The sequence below is a fragment of the Novosphingobium kaempferiae genome (assembly GCF_021227995.1).
GTDB lineage: Bacteria > Pseudomonadota > Alphaproteobacteria > Sphingomonadales > Sphingomonadaceae > Novosphingobium > Novosphingobium kaempferiae.
Map to the genome: position 1 here is coordinate 5,525,969 of NZ_CP089301.1, position 18,917 is coordinate 5,544,885.

The 18,917-nt window shown below is 65.8% G+C and carries 22 protein-coding genes and 2 tRNA genes; 10 read left to right on the forward strand and 14 right to left on the reverse strand.

The window, feature by feature from the left end; translation table 11 throughout:
- Positions 1-40: 40 nt before the first annotated feature.
- From LO787_RS25215 to LO787_RS25245, 7 genes are read right to left on the reverse strand one after another with little or no spacing between them, the layout of a single operon-like run.
- Entirely contained in the window at positions 41-1,186 is a 1,146-nt protein-coding gene (locus LO787_RS25215) for a DUF1501 domain-containing protein (protein ID WP_232493702.1), read from the reverse strand.
- Between the two features lie 2 nt (positions 1,187-1,188).
- Positions 1,189-2,568 carry a DUF1800 domain-containing protein gene (locus LO787_RS25220; protein WP_232493703.1) on the reverse strand — a complete coding sequence of 460 codons (1,380 nt, stop codon included), beginning with the start codon at positions 2,566-2,568 and terminating at the stop codon, positions 1,189-1,191.
- Positions 2,565-3,041, reverse strand: coding sequence for a periplasmic heavy metal sensor (locus LO787_RS25225; protein WP_232493704.1), 477 nt, complete (start codon positions 3,039-3,041; stop codon positions 2,565-2,567). Before LO787_RS25225 ends, LO787_RS25220 begins: the two co-directional genes overlap by 4 nt.
- A complete protein-coding gene (locus tag LO787_RS25230) occupies positions 3,038-3,454 on the reverse strand; it encodes a hypothetical protein (RefSeq protein WP_232493705.1) in 417 nt (138 codons plus the stop codon). Before LO787_RS25230 ends, LO787_RS25225 begins: the two co-directional genes overlap by 4 nt.
- Positions 3,444-4,010, reverse strand: coding sequence for an RNA polymerase sigma factor (locus tag LO787_RS25235; RefSeq protein ID WP_232493706.1), 567 nt, complete (start codon positions 4,008-4,010; stop codon positions 3,444-3,446). Before LO787_RS25235 ends, LO787_RS25230 begins: the two co-directional genes overlap by 11 nt.
- A complete protein-coding gene (locus LO787_RS25240) occupies positions 4,007-4,393 on the reverse strand; it encodes an EF-hand domain-containing protein (RefSeq protein WP_232493707.1) in 387 nt (128 codons plus the stop codon). The genes LO787_RS25235 and LO787_RS25240 overlap by 4 nt, the downstream gene beginning before the upstream one ends.
- Positions 4,393-4,710, reverse strand: coding sequence for a hypothetical protein (locus tag LO787_RS25245; RefSeq protein WP_232493708.1), 318 nt, complete (start codon positions 4,708-4,710; stop codon positions 4,393-4,395). The genes LO787_RS25240 and LO787_RS25245 overlap by 1 nt, the downstream gene beginning before the upstream one ends.
- 895 nt (positions 4,711-5,605) lie before the next feature.
- Between LO787_RS25245 and LO787_RS26290 the strand changes: the two genes are divergently transcribed.
- From LO787_RS26290 to LO787_RS25265, 5 genes are all read left to right on the forward strand, one after another.
- The gene (locus LO787_RS26290) at positions 5,606-5,980 is read left to right on the forward strand and encodes a hypothetical protein (RefSeq protein ID WP_420847825.1); all 375 of its coding nucleotides are present in this window, start codon (positions 5,606-5,608) and stop codon (positions 5,978-5,980) included.
- On the forward strand, positions 5,973-7,607 hold the full coding sequence (locus LO787_RS25250) for a pyrroloquinoline quinone-dependent dehydrogenase (protein WP_420847826.1): 1,635 nt from the start codon (positions 5,973-5,975) through the stop codon (positions 7,605-7,607). Before LO787_RS26290 ends, LO787_RS25250 begins: the two co-directional genes overlap by 8 nt.
- Positions 7,604-8,353: a hypothetical protein gene (locus tag LO787_RS25255; RefSeq protein WP_232493710.1), complete on the forward strand. Its 750-nt coding sequence runs from the start codon at positions 7,604-7,606 to the stop codon at positions 8,351-8,353. Before LO787_RS25250 ends, LO787_RS25255 begins: the two co-directional genes overlap by 4 nt.
- 140 nt (positions 8,354-8,493) lie before the next feature.
- Positions 8,494-9,564, forward strand: a complete 1,071-nt coding sequence (locus LO787_RS25260) for a Gfo/Idh/MocA family protein (protein ID WP_232493711.1) — start codon at positions 8,494-8,496, stop codon at positions 9,562-9,564.
- 58 nt (positions 9,565-9,622) lie between these two features.
- The gene (locus LO787_RS25265) at positions 9,623-10,393 is read left to right on the forward strand and encodes a sugar phosphate isomerase/epimerase family protein (protein WP_232496419.1); all 771 of its coding nucleotides are present in this window, start codon (positions 9,623-9,625) and stop codon (positions 10,391-10,393) included.
- An 806-nt stretch (positions 10,394-11,199) separates the two neighbouring features.
- Here LO787_RS25265 and LO787_RS25270 read toward each other — a convergent pair.
- A tRNA-Met gene (locus LO787_RS25270) sits at positions 11,200-11,276 on the reverse strand.
- A 217-nt stretch (positions 11,277-11,493) separates the two neighbouring features.
- Here LO787_RS25270 and LO787_RS25275 point away from each other — a divergent pair.
- Positions 11,494-11,570, forward strand: a tRNA-Met gene (locus LO787_RS25275).
- Between the two features lie 169 nt (positions 11,571-11,739).
- Here the strand turns inward: LO787_RS25275 and LO787_RS25280 are convergent.
- The 5 genes from LO787_RS25280 to LO787_RS25300 form a co-directional block, all read right to left on the reverse strand.
- Positions 11,740-12,633, reverse strand: coding sequence for a flagellin (locus LO787_RS25280; protein WP_232493712.1), 894 nt, complete (start codon positions 12,631-12,633; stop codon positions 11,740-11,742).
- Positions 12,634-12,921: 288 nt separating this feature from the next.
- Positions 12,922-13,710: a flagellar basal body L-ring protein FlgH gene (gene flgH / locus LO787_RS25285; protein WP_232493713.1), complete on the reverse strand. Its 789-nt coding sequence runs from the start codon at positions 13,708-13,710 to the stop codon at positions 12,922-12,924.
- Between the two features lie 11 nt (positions 13,711-13,721).
- A complete protein-coding gene (flgA, locus tag LO787_RS25290) occupies positions 13,722-14,147 on the reverse strand; it encodes a flagellar basal body P-ring formation chaperone FlgA (protein WP_232493714.1) in 426 nt (141 codons plus the stop codon).
- On the reverse strand, positions 14,147-14,932 hold the full coding sequence (gene flgG, locus LO787_RS25295) for a flagellar basal-body rod protein FlgG (RefSeq protein ID WP_232493715.1): 786 nt from the start codon (positions 14,930-14,932) through the stop codon (positions 14,147-14,149). The genes flgA and flgG overlap by 1 nt, the downstream gene beginning before the upstream one ends.
- 26 nt (positions 14,933-14,958) lie before the next feature.
- Complete coding sequence (locus LO787_RS25300; protein ID WP_232493716.1) at positions 14,959-15,702, reverse strand: flagellar hook-basal body complex protein; 744 nt, start codon at positions 15,700-15,702, stop codon at positions 14,959-14,961.
- A 153-nt stretch (positions 15,703-15,855) separates the two neighbouring features.
- Here LO787_RS25300 and LO787_RS25305 point away from each other — a divergent pair, with 153 nt between their 5' ends.
- Genes LO787_RS25305 through LO787_RS25320 form a run of 4 tightly spaced genes read left to right on the forward strand, consistent with a single transcriptional unit; the run spans position 15,856 to position 18,438 of the window.
- Positions 15,856-16,383, forward strand: coding sequence for a flagellar basal body-associated FliL family protein (locus tag LO787_RS25305; RefSeq protein ID WP_232493717.1), 528 nt, complete (start codon positions 15,856-15,858; stop codon positions 16,381-16,383).
- The gene (fliM, locus tag LO787_RS25310) at positions 16,380-17,345 is read left to right on the forward strand and encodes a flagellar motor switch protein FliM (RefSeq protein WP_420847777.1); all 966 of its coding nucleotides are present in this window, start codon (positions 16,380-16,382) and stop codon (positions 17,343-17,345) included. The genes LO787_RS25305 and fliM overlap by 4 nt, the downstream gene beginning before the upstream one ends.
- Positions 17,342-17,875: a DUF6468 domain-containing protein gene (locus LO787_RS25315; RefSeq protein WP_232493718.1), complete on the forward strand. Its 534-nt coding sequence runs from the start codon at positions 17,342-17,344 to the stop codon at positions 17,873-17,875. The genes fliM and LO787_RS25315 overlap by 4 nt, the downstream gene beginning before the upstream one ends.
- A complete protein-coding gene (locus LO787_RS25320; RefSeq protein ID WP_232493719.1) occupies positions 17,872-18,438 on the forward strand; it encodes a MotE family protein in 567 nt (188 codons plus the stop codon). Before LO787_RS25315 ends, LO787_RS25320 begins: the two co-directional genes overlap by 4 nt.
- 3 nt (positions 18,439-18,441) lie before the next feature.
- Here the strand turns inward: LO787_RS25320 and LO787_RS25325 are convergent, their stop codons facing one another.
- On the reverse strand, positions 18,442-18,879 hold the full coding sequence (locus LO787_RS25325) for a hypothetical protein (protein WP_232493720.1): 438 nt from the start codon (positions 18,877-18,879) through the stop codon (positions 18,442-18,444).
- Between the last annotated feature and the right edge of the window lie 38 nt (positions 18,880-18,917).

Genomic DNA, 18,917 nt, shown 5'->3' on the forward strand with positions numbered 1-18,917 from the left:
TAGCGCATGCTATTTCGGTCGCCGCCGATAACCTGCAGCATTATTGGGCGAGTCGAATAAGTCCTCCAAAAGGTACTTTCCTTGCCCTATCCGGGAAAAGGGAAGTCGCATCCACGCCGAAGGTTTCGGAAACGGTGGCGGCGACGATATCCTCCAGCGCGGCGGTAGGTCGCAGATCACGCCCTTCGTAGAGCGCCTGTGTGGCAAGCCCCGGCCAGTCCGCGATCACGCGCCCGCCCTTCACCGCACCGCCGACCAGCAGCGCGGCGGAACCGGTGCCGTGGTCGGTCCCCCCGGTGCCGTTCACCGCCACAGTCCGCCCGAATTCGGTGGCGACGAGGACCACCGTCTTGTCCCAAGCGGGCCCCATGCCGTCACGCAGCGCGGCGAGGAGCGTATCGAGCCGCTTGAATTGCGCCGCCAGCCTCCCGGCCTGCCCGCTGTGCGTGTCCCACCCGCCGGTCTCGATCATGGCGATGCGCGGACCGTCGGGGCGGGCAAGGAACCCGGCGGCAAGCTTGCCGACGGTGGCGGGATCCTGACCCTTGGCGTCCTCTCCCGCCTGATCGCGGGTGGTCGTCGCGGCAGTCCATAAGGCATGGAGCGCCGCATCCTGCGAATAGAGCTGCTCCACACGCGCCATCAGGTCATCCGTCGCGCGCGGCAGGCCGGAGGCGGCGTATGAGGTCACGGGCGCGGCACCGCGCAGGGCGAGCGGCACCGTGGGCGCAAAAGCGATGGGCTCGGCCTTCTGCCCCGGCATCAGGGCAACCAGCCGGTTCATCCAGCCGTCCTTGAGCGCGTAGGGACGGCTGCCGCCCGTCTCCAGCACGTTCTGCCCGTCGAAGTGCGACCGCTCGCGATAGGCCGAGGCGACCGCGTGGAAGCCGATGACCTGCCCCGCGCCGTACATCCTGCCGGTCTCCGCCAGCGCGGGATGAAGGCCGAACATGCCGTCCAGCTTCGTCAACCCCGCTAGATCGACCGCGAGAGCACCCCGCTGTCGCGCATAGTCGGGGTCTCCGTGAGGGACCAGTGTATGCAGCCCGTCGGCTGCGCCGCGCTGGATGACGAAGACGAAGCGTCGCTCGCCCGGCGCGGCGGCGAAGGCCACGCTCGGGCAGAACAGCAGAGCGGTGCCGACTGCGGCTATGTCGCGCAGGGCGTGACGGCGGGAGCGGATCATGGTCATCTCCTCAGGAATTCCGGCGAGACCAGCAGCAGTGCCAAGCCGGTCGGCAGGCTCTCGGCCCGCGCGATGGCCTGCGCGGTCTGCGGCGACAGCGCGCCGGGAAGCAGCCGCGGCGCAAGCTCGCGCGGGTCGATGCGATCGGCGACGCGGGTGGCGAGGCGCTGGGCCATCTCGACCCGGCGCAACAAGGCGTCGGGTGCGGCCCAGCTTGCGGCGATATCGTCGAACCCAGCGGGCGATCCCGGTCTCCAGACCGGCTGGCCCAACTGCTGCATGATACCGGCGACCTGCACCTCGCCCGCGTCGCTCATGCCGAGACCGCGCATGGAGGACACCAGCCATTCCCACGGCGTCTTGAACTTCACCGGCACGGACGACCAGCTTTCCGGCGCATCAACAAGCGCGCGGTAGAGGGTCGGCAGATCGCCGTCGCTCTTTTGGAATGCATCAGACAGACGGCGCACCAGTCCGGGCGGCGGATCGTCGGCGACGAAATGCCGCGCCAGCTTTGTAGCGACATGCTGCGCGGTTGCCGGAGCGGCGGCAAGGTCACGCATCACCGCAAGCGCCTGATCCTCGCCCGATTGCGCGTAAGTGCGCCCCATGATGGTGCGTGGCCCCGGCTCGTGCAGCATGGGGCGGAACACGAAGCCGCCGGGCGTGCCTGCTCGTCCACCCTTGCCGCCGCGTCCCAGCCCTGCCGTGCTCCAGCCGGTAAGGGCGCGGGCGAACTCGGTCACGTCCGCCTGCGTATAGCCGGTGCGCGCGCCCAGCGTGTGCAGTTCCATGATTTCGCGTGCGAGGTTCTCGTTGAGGCCGGGCGCCTTGGCCGGGTTGCGCCCGGCAGCCCTCTGCGCGAACGGACTGGCTGGGCCGACCGACTGCGTCTGGTCGAGGAAAAGCTGCATCGCCGGATGCCGCTCCACGGCGAGCAGCATGTCCTCGAAGCGGCCCAGCACATGCGGCCGGATCGCCTCCGCCTCGAACGCGCCGGCGAAGGGGATGACTGTCTGCTTGTCAGCGGAGATCGCGAAATGGTTGGACCAGAAGTGGACGAGCCGCTCGACGAACGGCGTCGGCGTGGCCAGCGCGCTCGTCGCCCGCGCATTCACCGCGACGCGGTAGAGATCGCGCCCGTCGCGGCGCAGTTCCATCCGGGCAAGCTGCTTCGCGTCCTTGTCCGCCGTGCGCACGGCTTCGCGGTCTTCCAGGTAATCCGCAGCGATGGTCGCGGTGGACGGCAGATCGGCCCAACCCTGCCCGCGCGGATCGTAGCGGTCGAACTGCGCAAGGAGCCAGCGCTTCGGATCGTCCGGCGCCGACTGGTCGGGCCGCGCGCCGAGGCCGAAGCGATTGAGGGCGATGGCTGCGGTCATTGCTGCGTATCCTTTGCGGCGGTGCGCGGCTGCTGCCGGGTCAGCGCCTCGACCAGCCGGACGCGCTCGGCCTGCGGCAGCGTCCCGGCAAAGCGCACGACGCTGCTCTCCAGCCCGGTACGCACCGCCATGTCGGCACTGCGCGCGCGCGTCAGCGCCGCGTCCAGCGCGGCCCGGTCGAGCGTCGGTTCGGCCAGCAGGCGCGCGGCTTCCTGTCGAGCCGCCCGCGCCTCGCGGATGCGGGGGCGAAGCTCACGCATGGTCTCCACGACGGTCTGGCGCAGTTCGCGGCGGTAAGGTTGCGGCAGATCCTGGGCGGCGGCGCGCAGTCGCCCGCCCCGGCCCAGTCCGGCGACCGGGCGCTGCACATCGGCCTGCTTCCACATGACGCCCGCGCCGACCAGCCCGCCCACCACGAACACGTTCAGCACCAGCGAGCAGACTAGCAGGATCTGGAAGCCGCGCCCCTTCACAGCGATGCCTCATCGGTATCCAGCGGCGTGAAGATCGTCTCCTGGTCGTCTGCAAGGGTCATCGCCTGTCGCCCGGACGAACGCGCGTGCATCACGTCGAGCGTAAGCACGCCCACCGCCACGCCCGCCAGCGCCGCCCCCGCCAAGGCAAAGCGCGTCCACCAGCTTCGCAGCACCGAAAGGCCGGAAGGCGGCGCAAATCCCACCAGCACGCTGCCGACCAGAGCCGCATGGGGCGCGGGAACGACATGGCGGGACAGCAGGGCGTCCAGCCACTGCTCCTCCCGCATGAACCGCATCGCCTCGGGATCGTCCGTCAACAGGCGTAGCGCGGCGTCGCGCTCGGCGGCGGGCCAGCGGTCGGCGTTCGCACCATAGGCGGCGAGTATCCGGGACAGGCGTTCAGGCGTCATCGTCGGTTTCCATCAAGAGTTCGCGAAGGCCGCGCCGGGCGCGTGCCAACAGGCTTTCGAGGGCTTCCACGCTGATCTCCATGATGCGGGCGGCTTCGGCATTCGATAGTTCCTGGAAGTACTGCAACACGATCGCCTCGCGCTGGCGGGGCGGCAGGGCCTGCAGGGCGCGTTCTATGCGTTCGCTTTCGTCCCGACCTGACAACGCCTGATCCTGCAGCGGCGCGGGATCGATGCGCTCGGGCGGTTCCGGCGTCAGATCCTCGCGCCGCAACCTGCGCAACCGGTCGCGGCACAAGTTGAGCGCGACCTGATGCAGCCAGGTATCGAACCGCGCCGTGCCGAAGCGCCAGCGCGGCGCCTGACGCCAGCCACGCAGCAGACTTTCCTGCGCGATTTCCTCCGCCGCAGCGCCATCGCCAAGGATACGCGTACCGAGTGCAAGCAAGCGGGGCAGCTTGATCGCGACGAGCCTGCGCGCAGCCGCCGCATCGCCCTGCCCCACGCGCCGGACAAGATCGGCGTCGGGGTCGTGACTGTCCACGCCCTCGATCAAGCGCCGGCCTTCTCCCGCATCTCGTCGACCATCGCCTTGCGCTCGTCGCCGGACAGCCTGCCGTCATGATCGACGTCCCGTTTGTCGAAGCGCTTCGCCGCTATGGCGTCGAGTTCCGCAGCCTCGATGAAGCCGTTGCCGTTGGCGTCCATGCGCGAGAACACGCGGTCGCCCATCCGGCCCTTGCCCCGCGCCTTGGCGGCGGCGGACCATTCGGCGGCGCTGATGCGTCCATCGCCATCGGTGTCCGCCTTCAGCATCCGGGCGCGCAGCATGGACTGGAAGTCGGCCTTGGCGATCCCGTCAGTCGCCGCCGGGCTCTGCGCGCAGGCCATCCCCGCGACAGCGAGTGCCGGGATGGCGAGCAGTGAGAGACGGCGCATCAGCGGCGCCACCCATCATGCTTCTGGCGATAGATGTTGGCGCTCGCCCGGTCCTGCCGATAATGCAGGCGCGCGCGCTCGTGGGGGTTCAAGCCGTTGGTGGCGCGCATGCGATGCTCGGTGCGGGCGATGCGATGCTGCTGCCGTTCGAGGCGCACCGCCTCCCGTCCGGTCAGTTGGCCGGAGTGCCAGCCCTGCGCGATGCGGTGCTGCTGGTTGGCCTGCCGACCGTTGACCCCGGCCAATGCCGGAGTGGTGATGACGCTCGCGGTCAGAAGGACCGCTCCGATGCGCGCCGCGAAGCTCTTTGCGTTCATGACTTCACCTCTTTCAAGGATGATCGTGGATGCCACGCTTCATGCATGACGCTTCTTGAACGCAGCAGGACCGGAAACCCGTCGCAACATGTTTGATCCCGAAGCAATGTTTTTGAACGCTACGCACAGTTCTCTCGGTTCACCATTTCAGATCCCGATTCCGGGCACAAAGATCAGGGGATTTGCCACCGCTGTGGGGCAGACGTTATCATCATGAATCTGCGTGGATAGTTGCTCCATCAGAAGCAAAGCATGCTGGGGTAACAAAGCCACAAGGAGCGGCGGAGTGCAGTCTGCCTGAAGCCTTGTAAGACTGCCCGTTTGGATGTCGTGCGCTGCGGCACCATCCTGCCCGATTCTGAAATCGACCCTATTCAGATTCTTAACCGCCTATTTCTTGTTCCTAGGTGATGATCGCCTGCATTGTTTGACCCGCCACCATGCTCTGGTCCACTGGAGTGAAGTTTCTGTACTTCGGTCACAGTGAAGTGCTCGCTGCGTCAGCGAAACTTCAGCTTCGCTGACGTCGAGACCCGTGCGATCGGGTCGTGGACGAGTGCAACCATCAGATCCGCGATCTCCTCGACCGGAATATCGTCCAGCTGCCGCAGCCACCAGGCTGTAATTTCGAGAATGCTGCTGGTCGCGATGGCAGTCGAGAGTTCCGCAGGAAGCCGGTCACCCGGTCATGATGTCCAATATAACGATTCGGATGGGACAGGATATGGCGAAACAAGCAGCGAAAGCGCTGCCACTGGCGTCCGTCGCATTGCTGGGCGGCGCGCTTGCACACGGCAATGCACTGGGCAGCCCCGGCGAAAGAGCCGCCCCAGCCCGCTCCGTCCAGGCCATCTCGTTCACGAACGCACAAATGCAGCAGGGCCGAGACCTATACATGAGAGCCTGTGCGGCGTGCCACGGCCCGGAGCTTGAAGGCGGCGCAGCACCGGCACTCAAGGGCCGCACGTTTCTGGGCAAATGGTCGGCCGGAACGTCGCTCGGCGCCCTGTTCAGATACCATGCCGCCGGGCGGTGCCGGTTCCTTCTCGTCCGAACAGGTATCGGGGCTCGTCACCCTGATCCTTGCGAAGAACGGCCAGAAGGTGGGAAGCGCGGCCCTGCCTTCGGACTATCTGGCCCTGCAGAAGCTGTATCTGCCCTATACCGGGGATACGAGCGGAGGGCTCGCGGCGCAGGCGAAGTTACCACCCTGGCCCGCTTTGCCGGATCCGGCCGCAAGCATGACGCCGGTGTCCGACGCCATGCTTGAAAATCCGCCGGCGGGTGACTGGCTGAGTTGGCGCCGAACGCTGGATGGCCAAGGGTTCAGCCCCCTGTCGCAGATCACCAGGACGAATGTTTCGCAACTGAGCCTTGCATGGTCCTATAACCTCTCGCCGGGGCCCAATGCGGCAACTCCGCTGGTCCATGACGGCGTGCTGTTCGTCTACAGCAACCGCGATCAGGTCGATGCAATCGATGCCGCGAGCGGGCGTGTGCTGTGGACCTACAAGCACGAGGTGCCCGCCACAGCTTCTGGATTGCCGATGCGGGTCAAGCGCAACATGGCCCTGTATGGCCACAGGCTCTACCTGGCGACGGGCGACGACCAACTCGTCGCGCTCGACGCGACGACCGGACGACCTGTCTGGCAAACCTCGACCGGGCCCACCTCGGGCGGACCGATGGTCGTCGACGGAATCGTTGTGGAAGGGCTGTTTCGAGGGGGGCGGATGCCGGAAGGCAGCGCGAATGGCGTGGTGTGCGTCACATGCGGCGGGTTTGGCCGGATCCTGGGGCTCTCCGCCGATGCGGGCAAGCAGTTGTGGACCTTCAACACCGTGCCGCAACCCGGAGAACCCGGTGCCAGTTCATGGAATGATCTGCCCTATTCGCAACGAAGCGGCGGCTCGGTATGGACAACGGGCTATTATGATCCCGCACTCGGCCTCATGTTCTTCGGCACGGGGAACACCTACAACACTGCACCGTTGGCTCACCCGGTCAAAAAGCCCGGGGTGACCAATGACGCTCTCTATACCAATACCACCCTCGCCATGCGGCCCCCGACCGGCGAACTGGTATGGCATTTCCAGCATCAGGCGAACGACCAGTGGGATCTCGACTGGGCCTTCGAGCGCATGATCGTCAGCCTGCCCGTCAAGGGCAAACCGGCCAAGGTGGTGGTGACGGTGGGCAAGACGGCGATCATCGATGCACTCGATGCGGCGAACGGTGCGTATCTGTTCTCGATCGATGCGGGCCTGCAAAACGTGGTAACCCGCATTGATCCGCTAACCGGCAGGAAGACGACCAACCCTGCCCTGATCCCCGGTCAGGGCAAGGCTACGACCGTCTGTCCGGCGCAGAACGGCGCCAAGAACTGGATACCGGGCTCCTACGATGCAGCCAGTTCAACGCTCTTCCTTCCGCTAAACGTCGCCTGCATGGAAATGCAACCCGTGGATGCGGGGGAGATGTCTCCGCTGTCGAGTGGAGTGCGATGGAGCGTCATGCCCCGACCGCACAGCGACGGAAATTACGGCCGCGTGCAGGCCTTCGATCTGCAGACCCGCAAGACGAAATGGATCGCGTCCCAGCGCGCACCGATGACGAGCGGCCTGCTGGCGACGGCGGGCGGCCTCGTCTTTTCCGGCGGGCTCGACCGTGTCTTTACGGCGAGAGACGAGGCGGACGGTGAAATCCTCTGGTCGACAAGGCTTGGGGATGTACCTAGCGGCGCGCCTATCAGCTATTCCGTGGATGGCCGCCAGTATATCGCGATCGTCGCCGGCTACGGGACGATGCTGTCTGGCGGGTATCTGCCATTGGTGCCGGAAATAGCCGTGCCCGGCAACGCCAGTTCGTCCATCTACGTATTCGAGTTGGCTCGATGAGGGGCCGGATCACCGTGCTGTCTGTCGCGGCAGCGATGATCGGCGCGAGCCCGGTTCCCGGTCAAGCCTCCGAAGCGCCGGACAAGGCTATCGCTCTCGTTCATGCGGAAGACTGCCAGTTGGCGCGCCTGACACCAGCGCTTGATCGACTGGCGCACCGGATGGCCGAAGACCGACGAACGAGCCGCGTCGTGCTCGACTGGCCGGTGGATCCCGACCTCAATCTTGATCTTCTGGGACGTCCGTCCCCGTTTCTCGCGGGCCTCGAAGTGAATGCCGCGACCGGCGCGGTTGAGGCGCTCGCGCGTCAGATGGAACATCATATCGGCAGGACCTGCCCCGTCGATGTCTATCTGGTGAGGGAAAGGCGGTTGCTTACCCTGACGCGAAGCTGGAAGACGGGCGAACCGAGCCCGGGCGCCAAACTGCTCACTACGCTGGTACGCAAGCCCGGAATTTCCCACAACAGCTTTGTCAGCGAGTGGACCGGTCCGCACGCGGCGCTTGCGCTATCCTGGCGGGAAGGCAGAGCGGACAAGGAAGGCCGCTACGTGCAAAACCGGGTTGTCGGCAGTATCGGCCGCGGGGTTCCATCGATCGACGGCATCGGCGAAGGCGAAGGCCCTGCCCAGCCGAGCCCGGGCGAACGCGAAGCGCGCATGAAGGCCGGCGCGCACCCGGCCGGGTTCATGGACATGGCGGCGACACGGATGTTCCTGTCCCGGGAAACCATCGTGAAGGATTGATCGCCTGGCCGGGAACGCTGTGAGCAGCGCGTCCGCGAAAGGGATCGGCATCGCGCCTGCAACTTGCAAGATAGTCTTCACTATCATAAATCTGCAATGAAACGGCCAATCCGTGACAATTGGGAAGGGAGCACTCCGCGATGGGCAAGACAGGACTGACTGCGCTGGTCGTCGGCACGGGCTTCGGCTGCCGGATCCATGTACCAGCGCTGAGGGCGGCCGGAATCGATGTCGTGGGCCTGGTTGGCCGGACAGTCGAACGGCTGGAGCGTAAAGCCGCCTCTCTCGGCATTCCGGCTGTCTTCACCGATCTCGACGAAGCCATCACCGCCACCGGGGCCACCGTTGTAACCGTTGCGACAACGCCGAGCACACATGCCGCCATTGCCCTCAAGGCGATCGCGCGGGGCTGCCATGTCCTGTGCGAAAAGCCCTTCGCGTTCGATGCAGCGGAAGGTGAGACGCTGCTCAAGTCCGCGGAACAGGCCGGGATCGTTCACATGGTCTCGCATGAATTCCGTTGGCTTCCCGAGCGTGCGCTGTTCGGCAGGGCCATCAGCGACGGCATGATCGGCGATCCGCGATTTCTGGTCCTGGACCAGTTCATTCCCTTTTGCGCCGATCCCGAAGCGCGATTGCCAAAGTGGTGGTTCGATCTCGATGCGGGAGGCGGTTGGTTGGGAGCCGGCGGCTCGCACCTGATCGATCAGGTTCGGGCGTGGCTCGGCGATTTCCATTCGCTGAGCGCCAACCTGATGGTCGTGTCCGATCGCGATGGCGTCGCCGAGGACAGCTATTCGATGCGCTTCCTGATGAAGAACGGCGTGGAAGGTTCGATGCAGCAGACGGCAGGTGCATGGGGACCGTCGGCCAACCTGTGCCGCTGCGCGGGATCGAAGGGAACCGTCTGGATCGAAGGCGGAAAAGTGCTCGTCGCCGACAAGGGCGGAACCCGCGAACTGCCGATGCCGGATGATCTGCAGCTGCCGCCACCGCCGCCCGCAGCCGACGCCAATTCGAGCGCGCGCATGTCGCACTTCGAGATCGGGCCATTCACCCGCCTTTGCGAAGCGATGGCGTTCCGTATCACCGCCTCGCAGCTCCCCTCGGCGGTTGCAGCACCGACGTTCGCGGACGGACTGGCGACGATGAAGGTGATGGACGCAATGCGTGCCTCGGCAGCCGCCGGTGGCGCCCTGCAGGTCATCTGAAGTGTTTGCGCAAAGCAGTCGGCACCGTCTGGGGCTGGAATACCTCAGCGTGTTCGGCATGCCGGTGCTGGATTACGCGGAGCTTGCCGCGAGGCTCGAATGCGATTTCATATCGCTGAATTTCGGCGGTGCGGCGAACCGCCTTGATCCTCATCGGCCCGAATGCCTGCGAGATGACCCCGCACTCAGGCACCGTCTCACACGAAAGGTGAGAGAGCTTGGCCTCGAAATCCGCCTGGTGGAAGGTTTTGCCATTGCACCGGGCCTTTCCGTCGATGCCTATGCGGCCGACCTGGAGGCTGCGGCCGAGATGGGAGCCTCGGTCATATGCGCTGTCAGTCTGGACAAGGATCTTGCCCGCACTTTCGACCAGTTCCGCAGACTTGCCGAGGCAAGCGCACAATATGGCCTGACCGTCACCACCGAAGTTGGCGCAGGCGTGATCCGCAGCCTGGATCTCGCCCGCGCCGCACTGGCCGGAGTCGCTCATGAAAACTTCGGGCTGCTGCTCGACACCATGCATTTCTTCCGCTGCGGAGCGACAATCGAGGATCTCGCCTCGATACCGGCGGGTGCTCTCGGGCATGTGCAGCTTTGCGATGTACCCATGCCGGCTCAGGGCAGCAGCTATCTCGAAGAAGCGCTTTTCGAACGGTGCGGACTTGGCGAAGGCGACCTTCCCCTCAGGCGTCTTGTCGATACGCTTTCCGAACCGGTTTCGCTCGGACTCGAAATTCCAATACGGTCGCAGCATGCGCACGGCCTATCGGCGTTCGAGAGGCTCGGACCCAGTGTCAGGCTCGCCCGAGCATGGTTGGCCGATCGATGAACTGCTCTATTACACCGCTTTATTCGGTGCAGATTCTATTGCAGAATCTCGCAAAATCAGCCTTGGTAAATGGGTGAATGAAAGACTGCTTTCCGGAATTCTGCCGCCCGCGCTGAACGGTGGCTAAATCGCTGCTGACAGATCCTGACGACCCTTTACCGCCATTCAGCCGCCAATTTTTGGTTGCCTGCAGCGGTCGGTCTGTTTCCTCACATTGGACGCTCAAGACTGGCCGGGTGTTAACAGGCCGGTTTTGCGCGGCCAGAAACACAAACGTACATTCGGCCGAAAAGCTGAGGCGTCGCTTTGGATCCAAATTAGCCGGTTGCATCATTCATCCTGACCGCCGCTTTTGGCGCCCCAAGCCGCTGATTTTATCAGCCAAGAAATAGGATCAAAAGTAAGCGGTTTTGAGCCTATTTCCGCTCACAAAACGGTCGCATTTCGATAGCTTCACACTTTATGGACAAGGCTTTGATACCAACGCGCGAAAAGCGTGGTTCGTAAACGAAAGCTCAAAGCCCGGTCTCCTTGGCCTATAGGCAACCGCCCGAAAAAAACGAAAGAGCCGGAGCCTGTGACGCCACCAACCCGGCTGTACCATCTTGGACTAGTTGGATGACGTGCCGATCGGCGTGTGCAACGATTAGCATCTACTTCTGGTGGCAGGCGCGCGAAACCTCCACCCTGCCAATCCCGGATTTGACCCTTTACGTACGATCCCCGGGGCGCCTCAGAAAACGGACCTGATGCGGACACGGCGTTGCGTGGAGCGGGGCTCTTGGCATCTAAGTCGTTGGAATGTTTGGTTGCGGGGGCAGGATTTGAACCTGCGACCTTCAGGTTATGAGCCTGACGAGCTACCGGGCTGCTCCACCCCGCGTCACCATTGAAGGCTGGTTTTCAGCCCGGTAGCAGTTTGTTTGTTGTCCATTCCGACTGCGTCGGCTTGGACGTGCGGGCTGCTCCACCCCGCGTCACCGATGTCTGCGTCTGTGTGTGACGCGAACAAGGGGGCGTTAGCCCCCCTTGTATCTTGCAAAATACAAGGGGGCTAGCGCCCCCTTATTCGCGTCACACACAGACGCAGACATCGGTGACGCGGGGTGGAGCAGCCCGGTAGCTCGTCAGGCTCATAACCTGAAGGTCGCAGGTTCAAATCCTGCCCCCGCAACCAACGATACACACGAAAGGCCCCGGCGCTCAGCGCACGGGGCCTTTCGTGTGTCTGGAGCATAAGCCACCGCACGCCCGCCCGCATGGCAAAAGAAAAGGCCGGGACGGCGAACCGTCCCGACCTTCTCCGAAATCCCCTCCCGGCAAGCCGGAAGAGCCTGAAACTCCCCTTAGCGGAAGAGCGACAGGAGCGTCTGAGGCGCCTGGTTGGCGATCGACAGGGCCTGCACGCCCAGCTGCTGCTGAACCTGAAGGGCCTGAAGGTTCGCCGATTCCTTGGCGAGGTCGGCATCGACGAGGTTGCCGATACCCGTGGTGATCACGTCGTTCAGGTTGCTGTTGAAGGCAAGCTGACCCTCGATCTGGCGCGAACCGGCGCCCAGCTGGCTGAGACCCGCCTTCACCTTGTCGAAGAAGGTGTCGAGGTTGCCTGCCAGCGTTTTGGCCGAAGCGGCCGCGGTGGCCGAGGTCGCGTTCTCCAGGTCGGTGATCGTGGTATCGGTGCCGGAAGCCCCCATGGCGGTCGTCGCCAGGGTGGTGAAGCCCTGGTTCGCGACCGAGAGGGTGTCGCCGTCGATCGACTGCAGTGCGCTCACCTTGTCGGCGCGCGCCGGAACAGCCGGCGGACCCGCCACCGCCGCAGTGTCCTTCAGAAGGTTGGTGCCGTTGAAGTCCGAGCCATCGATGACGGTGTTGATCTGCTTCTTGAGCGAGACCAGATCCTTCGCGATGGCGGTGCGGCTTTCAACGTCCAGACCTTCGTCCGAAGCTTCGAGCGCCTTCGACTTCATCTGGTTGATGAGGTCGGAGATCTGCTCGGCACCGGCGACGGCGACGTCCGTGACGCTCTTGGCGTTGTTGAGCGAGGAAGTGACCGCGCCCAGCTTGCCAAGGTCGCCACGCAGCGACTGGGCAACCGTGTACTTCGCCGAGTCGTCCTTCGTGGACGCCACGTTCAGACCCGTGGTGATACGGCTCTGGGTGGATTCCATCGAACGGTTGGTGGCATTGAGGCTCTGGAGAGCCGCCATGGCACCAGCGTTGGTGTTGACCGAAAACGCCATTTCAATTTCCCTTCTAGGTTACCGGCCGATTCTGCGGCCTCGGCGGCAGGAAACGCTGCCGCCCGCACGTTCCGAATGAAACGGACGCACACATATTCTAGGATGAGTCGTTAAAGGACGGTTTCGGGCTGTGGAAAAACTATAATCCAGGTCGCCGGGATGTCGCGGGGGCCTAGGCGCTCGCAGTAGCCGCAACAGCACGGGCATGGCGTCGCCATGCGCAGGTCTGCGTGCCGTCTGACACTGTCAACAGGCTTTAGGTGCCGTTCAGTACACTCTCTGCGTCCGTCAGAACGGGAACAGGGCGTCGTAGATCTGCTGGCCCCAGCGGGCCTGCTGGGCGTCGGTCAACTGGCCGCGCCCGCCGTAGCTGATGCGCGCTTCCGCGATCTGGCTGTGGCGGATCGAGTTGTCGCGGGCGATGTCCTCGGGCCGGATGACGCCCGAGACGACAAGCTCGCGTAGTTCGAAGTTTACACGGACTTCCTGCTTGCCACGGATTGCGAGATTGCCGTTGGGAAGGACACTCATGACGGTCGCGGCGACGATCATGTTGATCTGCTCGGAGCGGGCGGTGTTGCCTGCGCCGACCGCGCTCGATTTCGAGCTGGTGCTGGCGAGGTTGCCCGGGTCCGGATTGCCGGGAAGCACTTTGCCGATCTGGCTTTCGAGGCCGAGAAGCGCGGCGATCCCGGCGTTCTCGCTACCGTTGCGGGTGCGAGTGGTGGTGTTGTCGACGCGGGCGTTGTCGGCGATGTTGATGCGGATGGTGACGATGTCGCCGACGCGTGAGGCGCGCTGATCGCGGAAGAAGGCGCCGCCGCCGGTGCGGAACAGCGAGGCGCCACGGGCGGCGTCTGCTACCTTGGGGTCGCCACCGTCGGGCGCACGCTCTCCCGCCGCGTGGTTGCCGAGCGAGGGTTCGATGCGGGGAGCGACGGGTTCGCCCGCCTCGCTCATCTTCGGTGCCTTGCCGACGTTTTTGAGTCGGCCCACCGAACCGCAGCCTGCGAGCAGCGAAGCCGAGAGAAGAGCGACTGCGAGAGTGGCGTTGAAGGTGGCGGCAGGCTTGGTCATTCAGGACAGTCCTAAGGCGCGGAAATGCGCACTTCGCCGGAAGCGGCGGCAACGCCTTCAAGCGTGCGGTTGGTGGCGAGGTTCAGCACGCGCACCGGATCGCCCTTGCCCGCGTCGGCCAGCGCGCGGCCGGGCGAGGTGATGCGCAGCGCGCCGGAAACGAGAGCGATCGTCACGTTCTCGCCGCGACGCACGAGGCGGGGTGGCGCGACGTCGGCGGCCCGGACGGGCGCGCCCGCGTTCAGGCGGTGGGTGGCTTCCTGCCCGGCGGCTTCCAGCGGGCTCAGCGCACCGCGCGCGATCGCGGGAGAAACCGGTGCGGTTCCGAAGTCCGTGCGGGAGAGCACCTCGCCCCGCTCCACCGTGCGGGCCAGCACGGGCGTCGCTTCGCCGCCCGAAGCAGCCGCAGTGGCAAGCAGGAGCAGGGTCGACAGCATCAGACGGTCTGGGTCGAGGTCTGGAGCATCTCGTCGGCGGTCTTGAGCACGCGGCTGTTCATCTCGTAGGCGCGCTGCGCGGTGATGAGCGCGGTGATTTCCGAGACCGGGTTGACGTTCGACGCTTCGATGAAGCCCTGGCTCAGCGTTCCGTAGGCGGGCTGACCGGGAGTGGAGATCATCGGCTGACCCGAAGCGCCGGTCTCGACGAAAAGACTGTCGCCGATGGCTTCGAGGCCGGCCTCGTTGATGAAGGTCGCGAGTTCGAGCTGGCCGACCGTCTGCATCTCCGCCTGCCCGGCCAGCTTCACCTGCACTTCGCCGGTCTTGGAAACCGAGACGCTGAGCGCGCCCTGCGGGATGGTGATGTCGGGCTGCACGCGGTAGCCGTCGGCGGTCACCAGTTCGCCCTGATCGGAAAGCTGGAACGAGCCCGAGCGCGTGTAGCCGAGGTCGCCGCTCGGCAGCATGATCTGGAAGTAGCCGGGGCCGTCGATGGCGAGGTCGTACTGGTTGCCGGTGTTGGTCAGCGCGCCCTGCTCGGTGATGCGGTAAATGCCGCCGGTCTTCACGCCCGCGCCGATCTGGATGCCCGAGGGAACCTTGGTGCCGTCCGCGCTGGTCGCCGCGCCGGGGCGCGAGACCTGCTGGTAGAGCAGGTCCTGGAACTCCGCCCGCTGCCGCTTGAATCCGGTGGTGTTCATGTTGGCGATGTTGTTCGAAATGACGTCGACGTTGGTCTGCTGGGCCAGCATCCCGGTCGAGGCGATGGAGAGCGAACGCATGGGCGGATCCTTCGTTTGGGGCGGGCTCAGCCCAGCTTGCTGAGGCGGTCGATGGCGCGGCGGCGCATGTCGGCGAGGTCGGACGAGAGGCGCTGGCTGGTCTGGTAGGAGCGCAGGATCTCGACCATGTGGGTGGTTTCGGAAATCGCCTCGACGTTGGAGGCCTCGACGCCACCGGAGCGCAGCTTTGTCTGCGCGGCGGTGAGCAGGGTGCCGCCGGTGCCGGCCAGCATCCCGTCGCCGCGCGCTTCGAGCAGGTTCTCGTCGGTGAAGCCGGTCACGGCGATGCGGCCCACCGCGTCCTCGCCCGCCATGACGGTGCCGTCGGCGGTGATCTTCAACTGCGCGAGCTGGTCGACCGGGACGGCGATGGGGCGGCCGTTCTCGTCGAGCAGTCGCTGGCCGCCGGAGGTCGCGAGTTCGCCGCTGTCCAGTATCTTGATGAAACCCGCGCGGGTGTAGCCGGTGGAGCCGTCCGGCATCTCGACGTTGAGGTAGCCCGGTCCCTCGATCATCACGTCGAGCGGGTTGCCGGTGGACTGGAACGCGCCCTGCGCGATGTCGTGGACCGCGCCGTAGTCGAGCACGTAGGAGGTCTTGCGCGCGTCCTGCACGGGGGCCTGCTGCGCGGTCTCGACATACTCGTGGAACAGCGCCTGCTCGCGCTTGTAGCCGGGCGTGGAGACGTTCGCCATGTTGTTGGCGGCCACGTCGAGCTGGCGGCGCAGGGCCTGCTCGTGACTCAGGAGGACGAAGGCGGAAACGTCCATCGGCGGACCCCGGAAAGCTAGCGATACGAAAAATCTCGGCATAACCCGGGAAAGGCACGCCCCGACCGGATCACAATCCTATATATAGGAATGAAATCGCGCGCGCGGATGCGTGCCCGAGAATTGGCGGATCGATTTCCGAAGGGGTACTGCGTGAGCGACGAAGCGACCGAGGTCGCGCCGGTCGATGGGGCCGAGGCGAAGAAGAAGGGTGGCAAGGGCCGCCTGATCGCGATCGCCGTCGTCGCCGTCGGCATGATCGCGGGCGCGGGCGGCGTGTGGTGGTTCACCCAGCGCGGCGGCAGCGAGCACGCGGATGAAAAGACCGCGGAAGCGCCTGCGGAAGCCCCGGCGGAGGGTGCGGCATCGGCCGATCCCTCGGCGTCCTACATCGAAGTGCCGCCGATGATGGTCAACCTGCGCGGCGGCGGTGCGCAGGCGAAGTTCGTGAAAGTGCGCTTCATCATCGTCGCCGCCGACGGCAAGACCGACGCGGTCAAGGCGCGCCTGCCGGTGATCCTAGACGCGTTGCAGCCGTTCCTGCGCGAACTGCGGCCCGACGATCTCAACGGCTCCGCCGCCGTGTTCCGCATCAAGGAAGAGATGATGCGCCGCTCCACCGAGGCGCTGGGCGCGGGCATGGTGCGCGACGTGCTGATCCAGGATCTGATCCAGCAGTGACGAGCGGCGGCGGCCCTCATGGCGGCGACGAGCCGATCCGGCTGGCGGCGGTGGACGGCGAGTCCGTGCCGAGGCGGGGACTCAAGGCCGTGCTTGATTCCAACGTCATCAACCACGAGCGCCTGCCGATGCTCGAGGTGGTCTGCGAGCGCATGGTACGCGCCTTCGCGACCTCGATGCGCAACCTGACCTCGGACGCGATCGAAGTGAACCTCGAGGCGATCACCTCGGTCCGCTTCGGCGATTTCATGGACAGGCAGGCGCTGCCCGCGATGTTCGGCGTGTTCCAGGTCAAGCCCTGGGAGAGCTACGGCGTCGTCACCGTCGATGCCGGGCTTATCTACGGCATCGTCGACGCGCTGCTCGGCGGGCGGGGCGGCACGCGCACGCTGCCGCCCGAGGGCCGCACCTTCACCACCATCGAATCCAGCCTCGTCTCGCGCGTGGTGCAGATGGCGCTGGACGACCTGGCCTCCGCCTTCGAGGAGATCGCGCCGGTCCAGATGGGGCTGGAGCGCATGGAACTGAGCCCGCGCTTCGCCGCCATCGCCGAGCCGAGCAATGCCGCCGCCGTCGCCACCTATCGCGTCTCGATGGAGGGGCGCGGCGGTCTGTTCTCGATCCTCCTGCCTTACGCCACGATCGAGCCGGTGCGCGACAAGCTGCTCCAGCGCTTCATGGGCGAGAAGCTGGGCCGCGACCGCATCTGGGCCGATCACATGGCCAGCGAACTCTACAACACGCAGGTCACGGTCGACGTGGTGCTGGGCGAGAAGCTGATGTCGCTGCGCGACGTGCGCGATCTTCAGGTGGGGCAGACCATCGCGCTCAACCTCAGCCCGGACGACGCGCTGCAGGTCCATTGCGGCGGCGTGCCGCTGGGCCGCGCGCACATCGGCCAGCGTTCCAGCAACATCGCCATCCGCATGGCCACCGACATCGCGAAGGGGTATCCGAAATGACCGCAGGTTTTACTTGGGCAACCGCGATCAACCTCGCCCTCGTGCTGCTGTGCCTGTGCGTGATGGTTCAGGCGATCCGCATGGACCGCCGCATCCGCGCGCTGCGCGACGGACATCTGGAACAGGCGGTCGAGAAGCTCGACCATGCGACGCACCAGGCGCGGATCGTGCTGGCGGACCTCAAGCGCGTGCTCTCCACCGATGCGGCGGCGCAGGGCGAGATGCTGAACGCTGCGCGCGAACTGCGCGATGAGCTGTCGGTGATGGTCGGCGTCGGCAATTCGGTGGCCGAGCGCATCGTCGATGCGGCGGACAAGGCGCGCGTCGCCGAGGCGGGCGTGCGCCGCCGTTCCGCCCGCTGGCGCGAGGAAGCCGACGCCGTGCTGCGTGCCGAGGAATCCACGCGGCGTGAGGCAGTGCCCGCCGTTGCGACATCCGCAGCGGGCGCGACTGCGGAGACGCGCGACCTCAGCAGCATCGTGTTCGATCTCACTTCGGCGCGCGGGCCGCGTGGAAGCGCCGTCGCGTGATAAAGGCGCTGACCCGTCCCACCCGGCTGATGCTGGGCGTCGCGGCGGCGGCGGCGGTGGCCAACGCCATCGCCTTCGCGGCATCGGCGGACATCGTCGGCGGCGGGGATACCGGGCGTCTCGGCGCGTCGCTGCAGGATGCGACGGCGCGGCGTGACCGCACTTCGGCGGCGGAGAAGCGCAAGCTGGAAATGCGCGAGCAGGCGGTGCGTGCCGGAGAGGCCCGGCTTGCGGGACAGATGAAGCAGCAGCAGGACCAGCAGGCGGCCGCTGCGGCCAAGGGTGCGCAAGGCGCTGCCGGGCCGTCCGTCCCCTACGACAACCTTGCGCGCATCTACCAGACGATGAAGCCCAATCGCGCCGGTCCGATCTTCGAGAAGCTCGATATAGAGGTGCAGAAGGAAGTCGCCAGCCGGATGCGTGAGCGGGCGACGGCGCAGATCATGGCGAACATGTCGCCCAACGGCGCGGTGGCGCTGTCGATGGCGCTGGCCGGTCGCAAGGTGGTTCCGGCGCCTGCGGGCGGCGCCAGGGCGCTGGCACGCGGACCGGCGGCGAAGTAGCGCCTAGCGCTGCATCGCCGAGACCTTGACGATCAGCACCTTGTCGATCGCGGCATCGACGCGCTTGAGCGGCGGGGCGATCATCGCCGAGAGCCGCGCCACGTCGACCGGGGCGAAGCGCGAGGCGCGCAGGCGGGCGAATTCGATGGCGGCAGGAAGCACGGCGGCGCGCAGTTCGGGCATCCGCTTGCCGAGCGCGGCGGCATCGTCTCCCGTCTTCGCCTGCACGACGACGGTCAGGTGCAGCACCCCGTCGACGCGGCCGCCGTCGACGATCGGCACGTCAATCTCTTCCAGCGGCAGGAACGAGGCGTCGGCGGGCGGCATTTCGGCGGCCTTGCGCGGATCGGTGTTGGCGGCGAAGGCAGGCAGCGGCCCGGTGAGCGGGACGGCCATCAGCAGCGCGGCGACGGTGCGCAGGCAGGTACGCAGGGCAGGCATGAGAACTCCGGTAAGCGGTCCGCGCGGGAGGCTGTCGG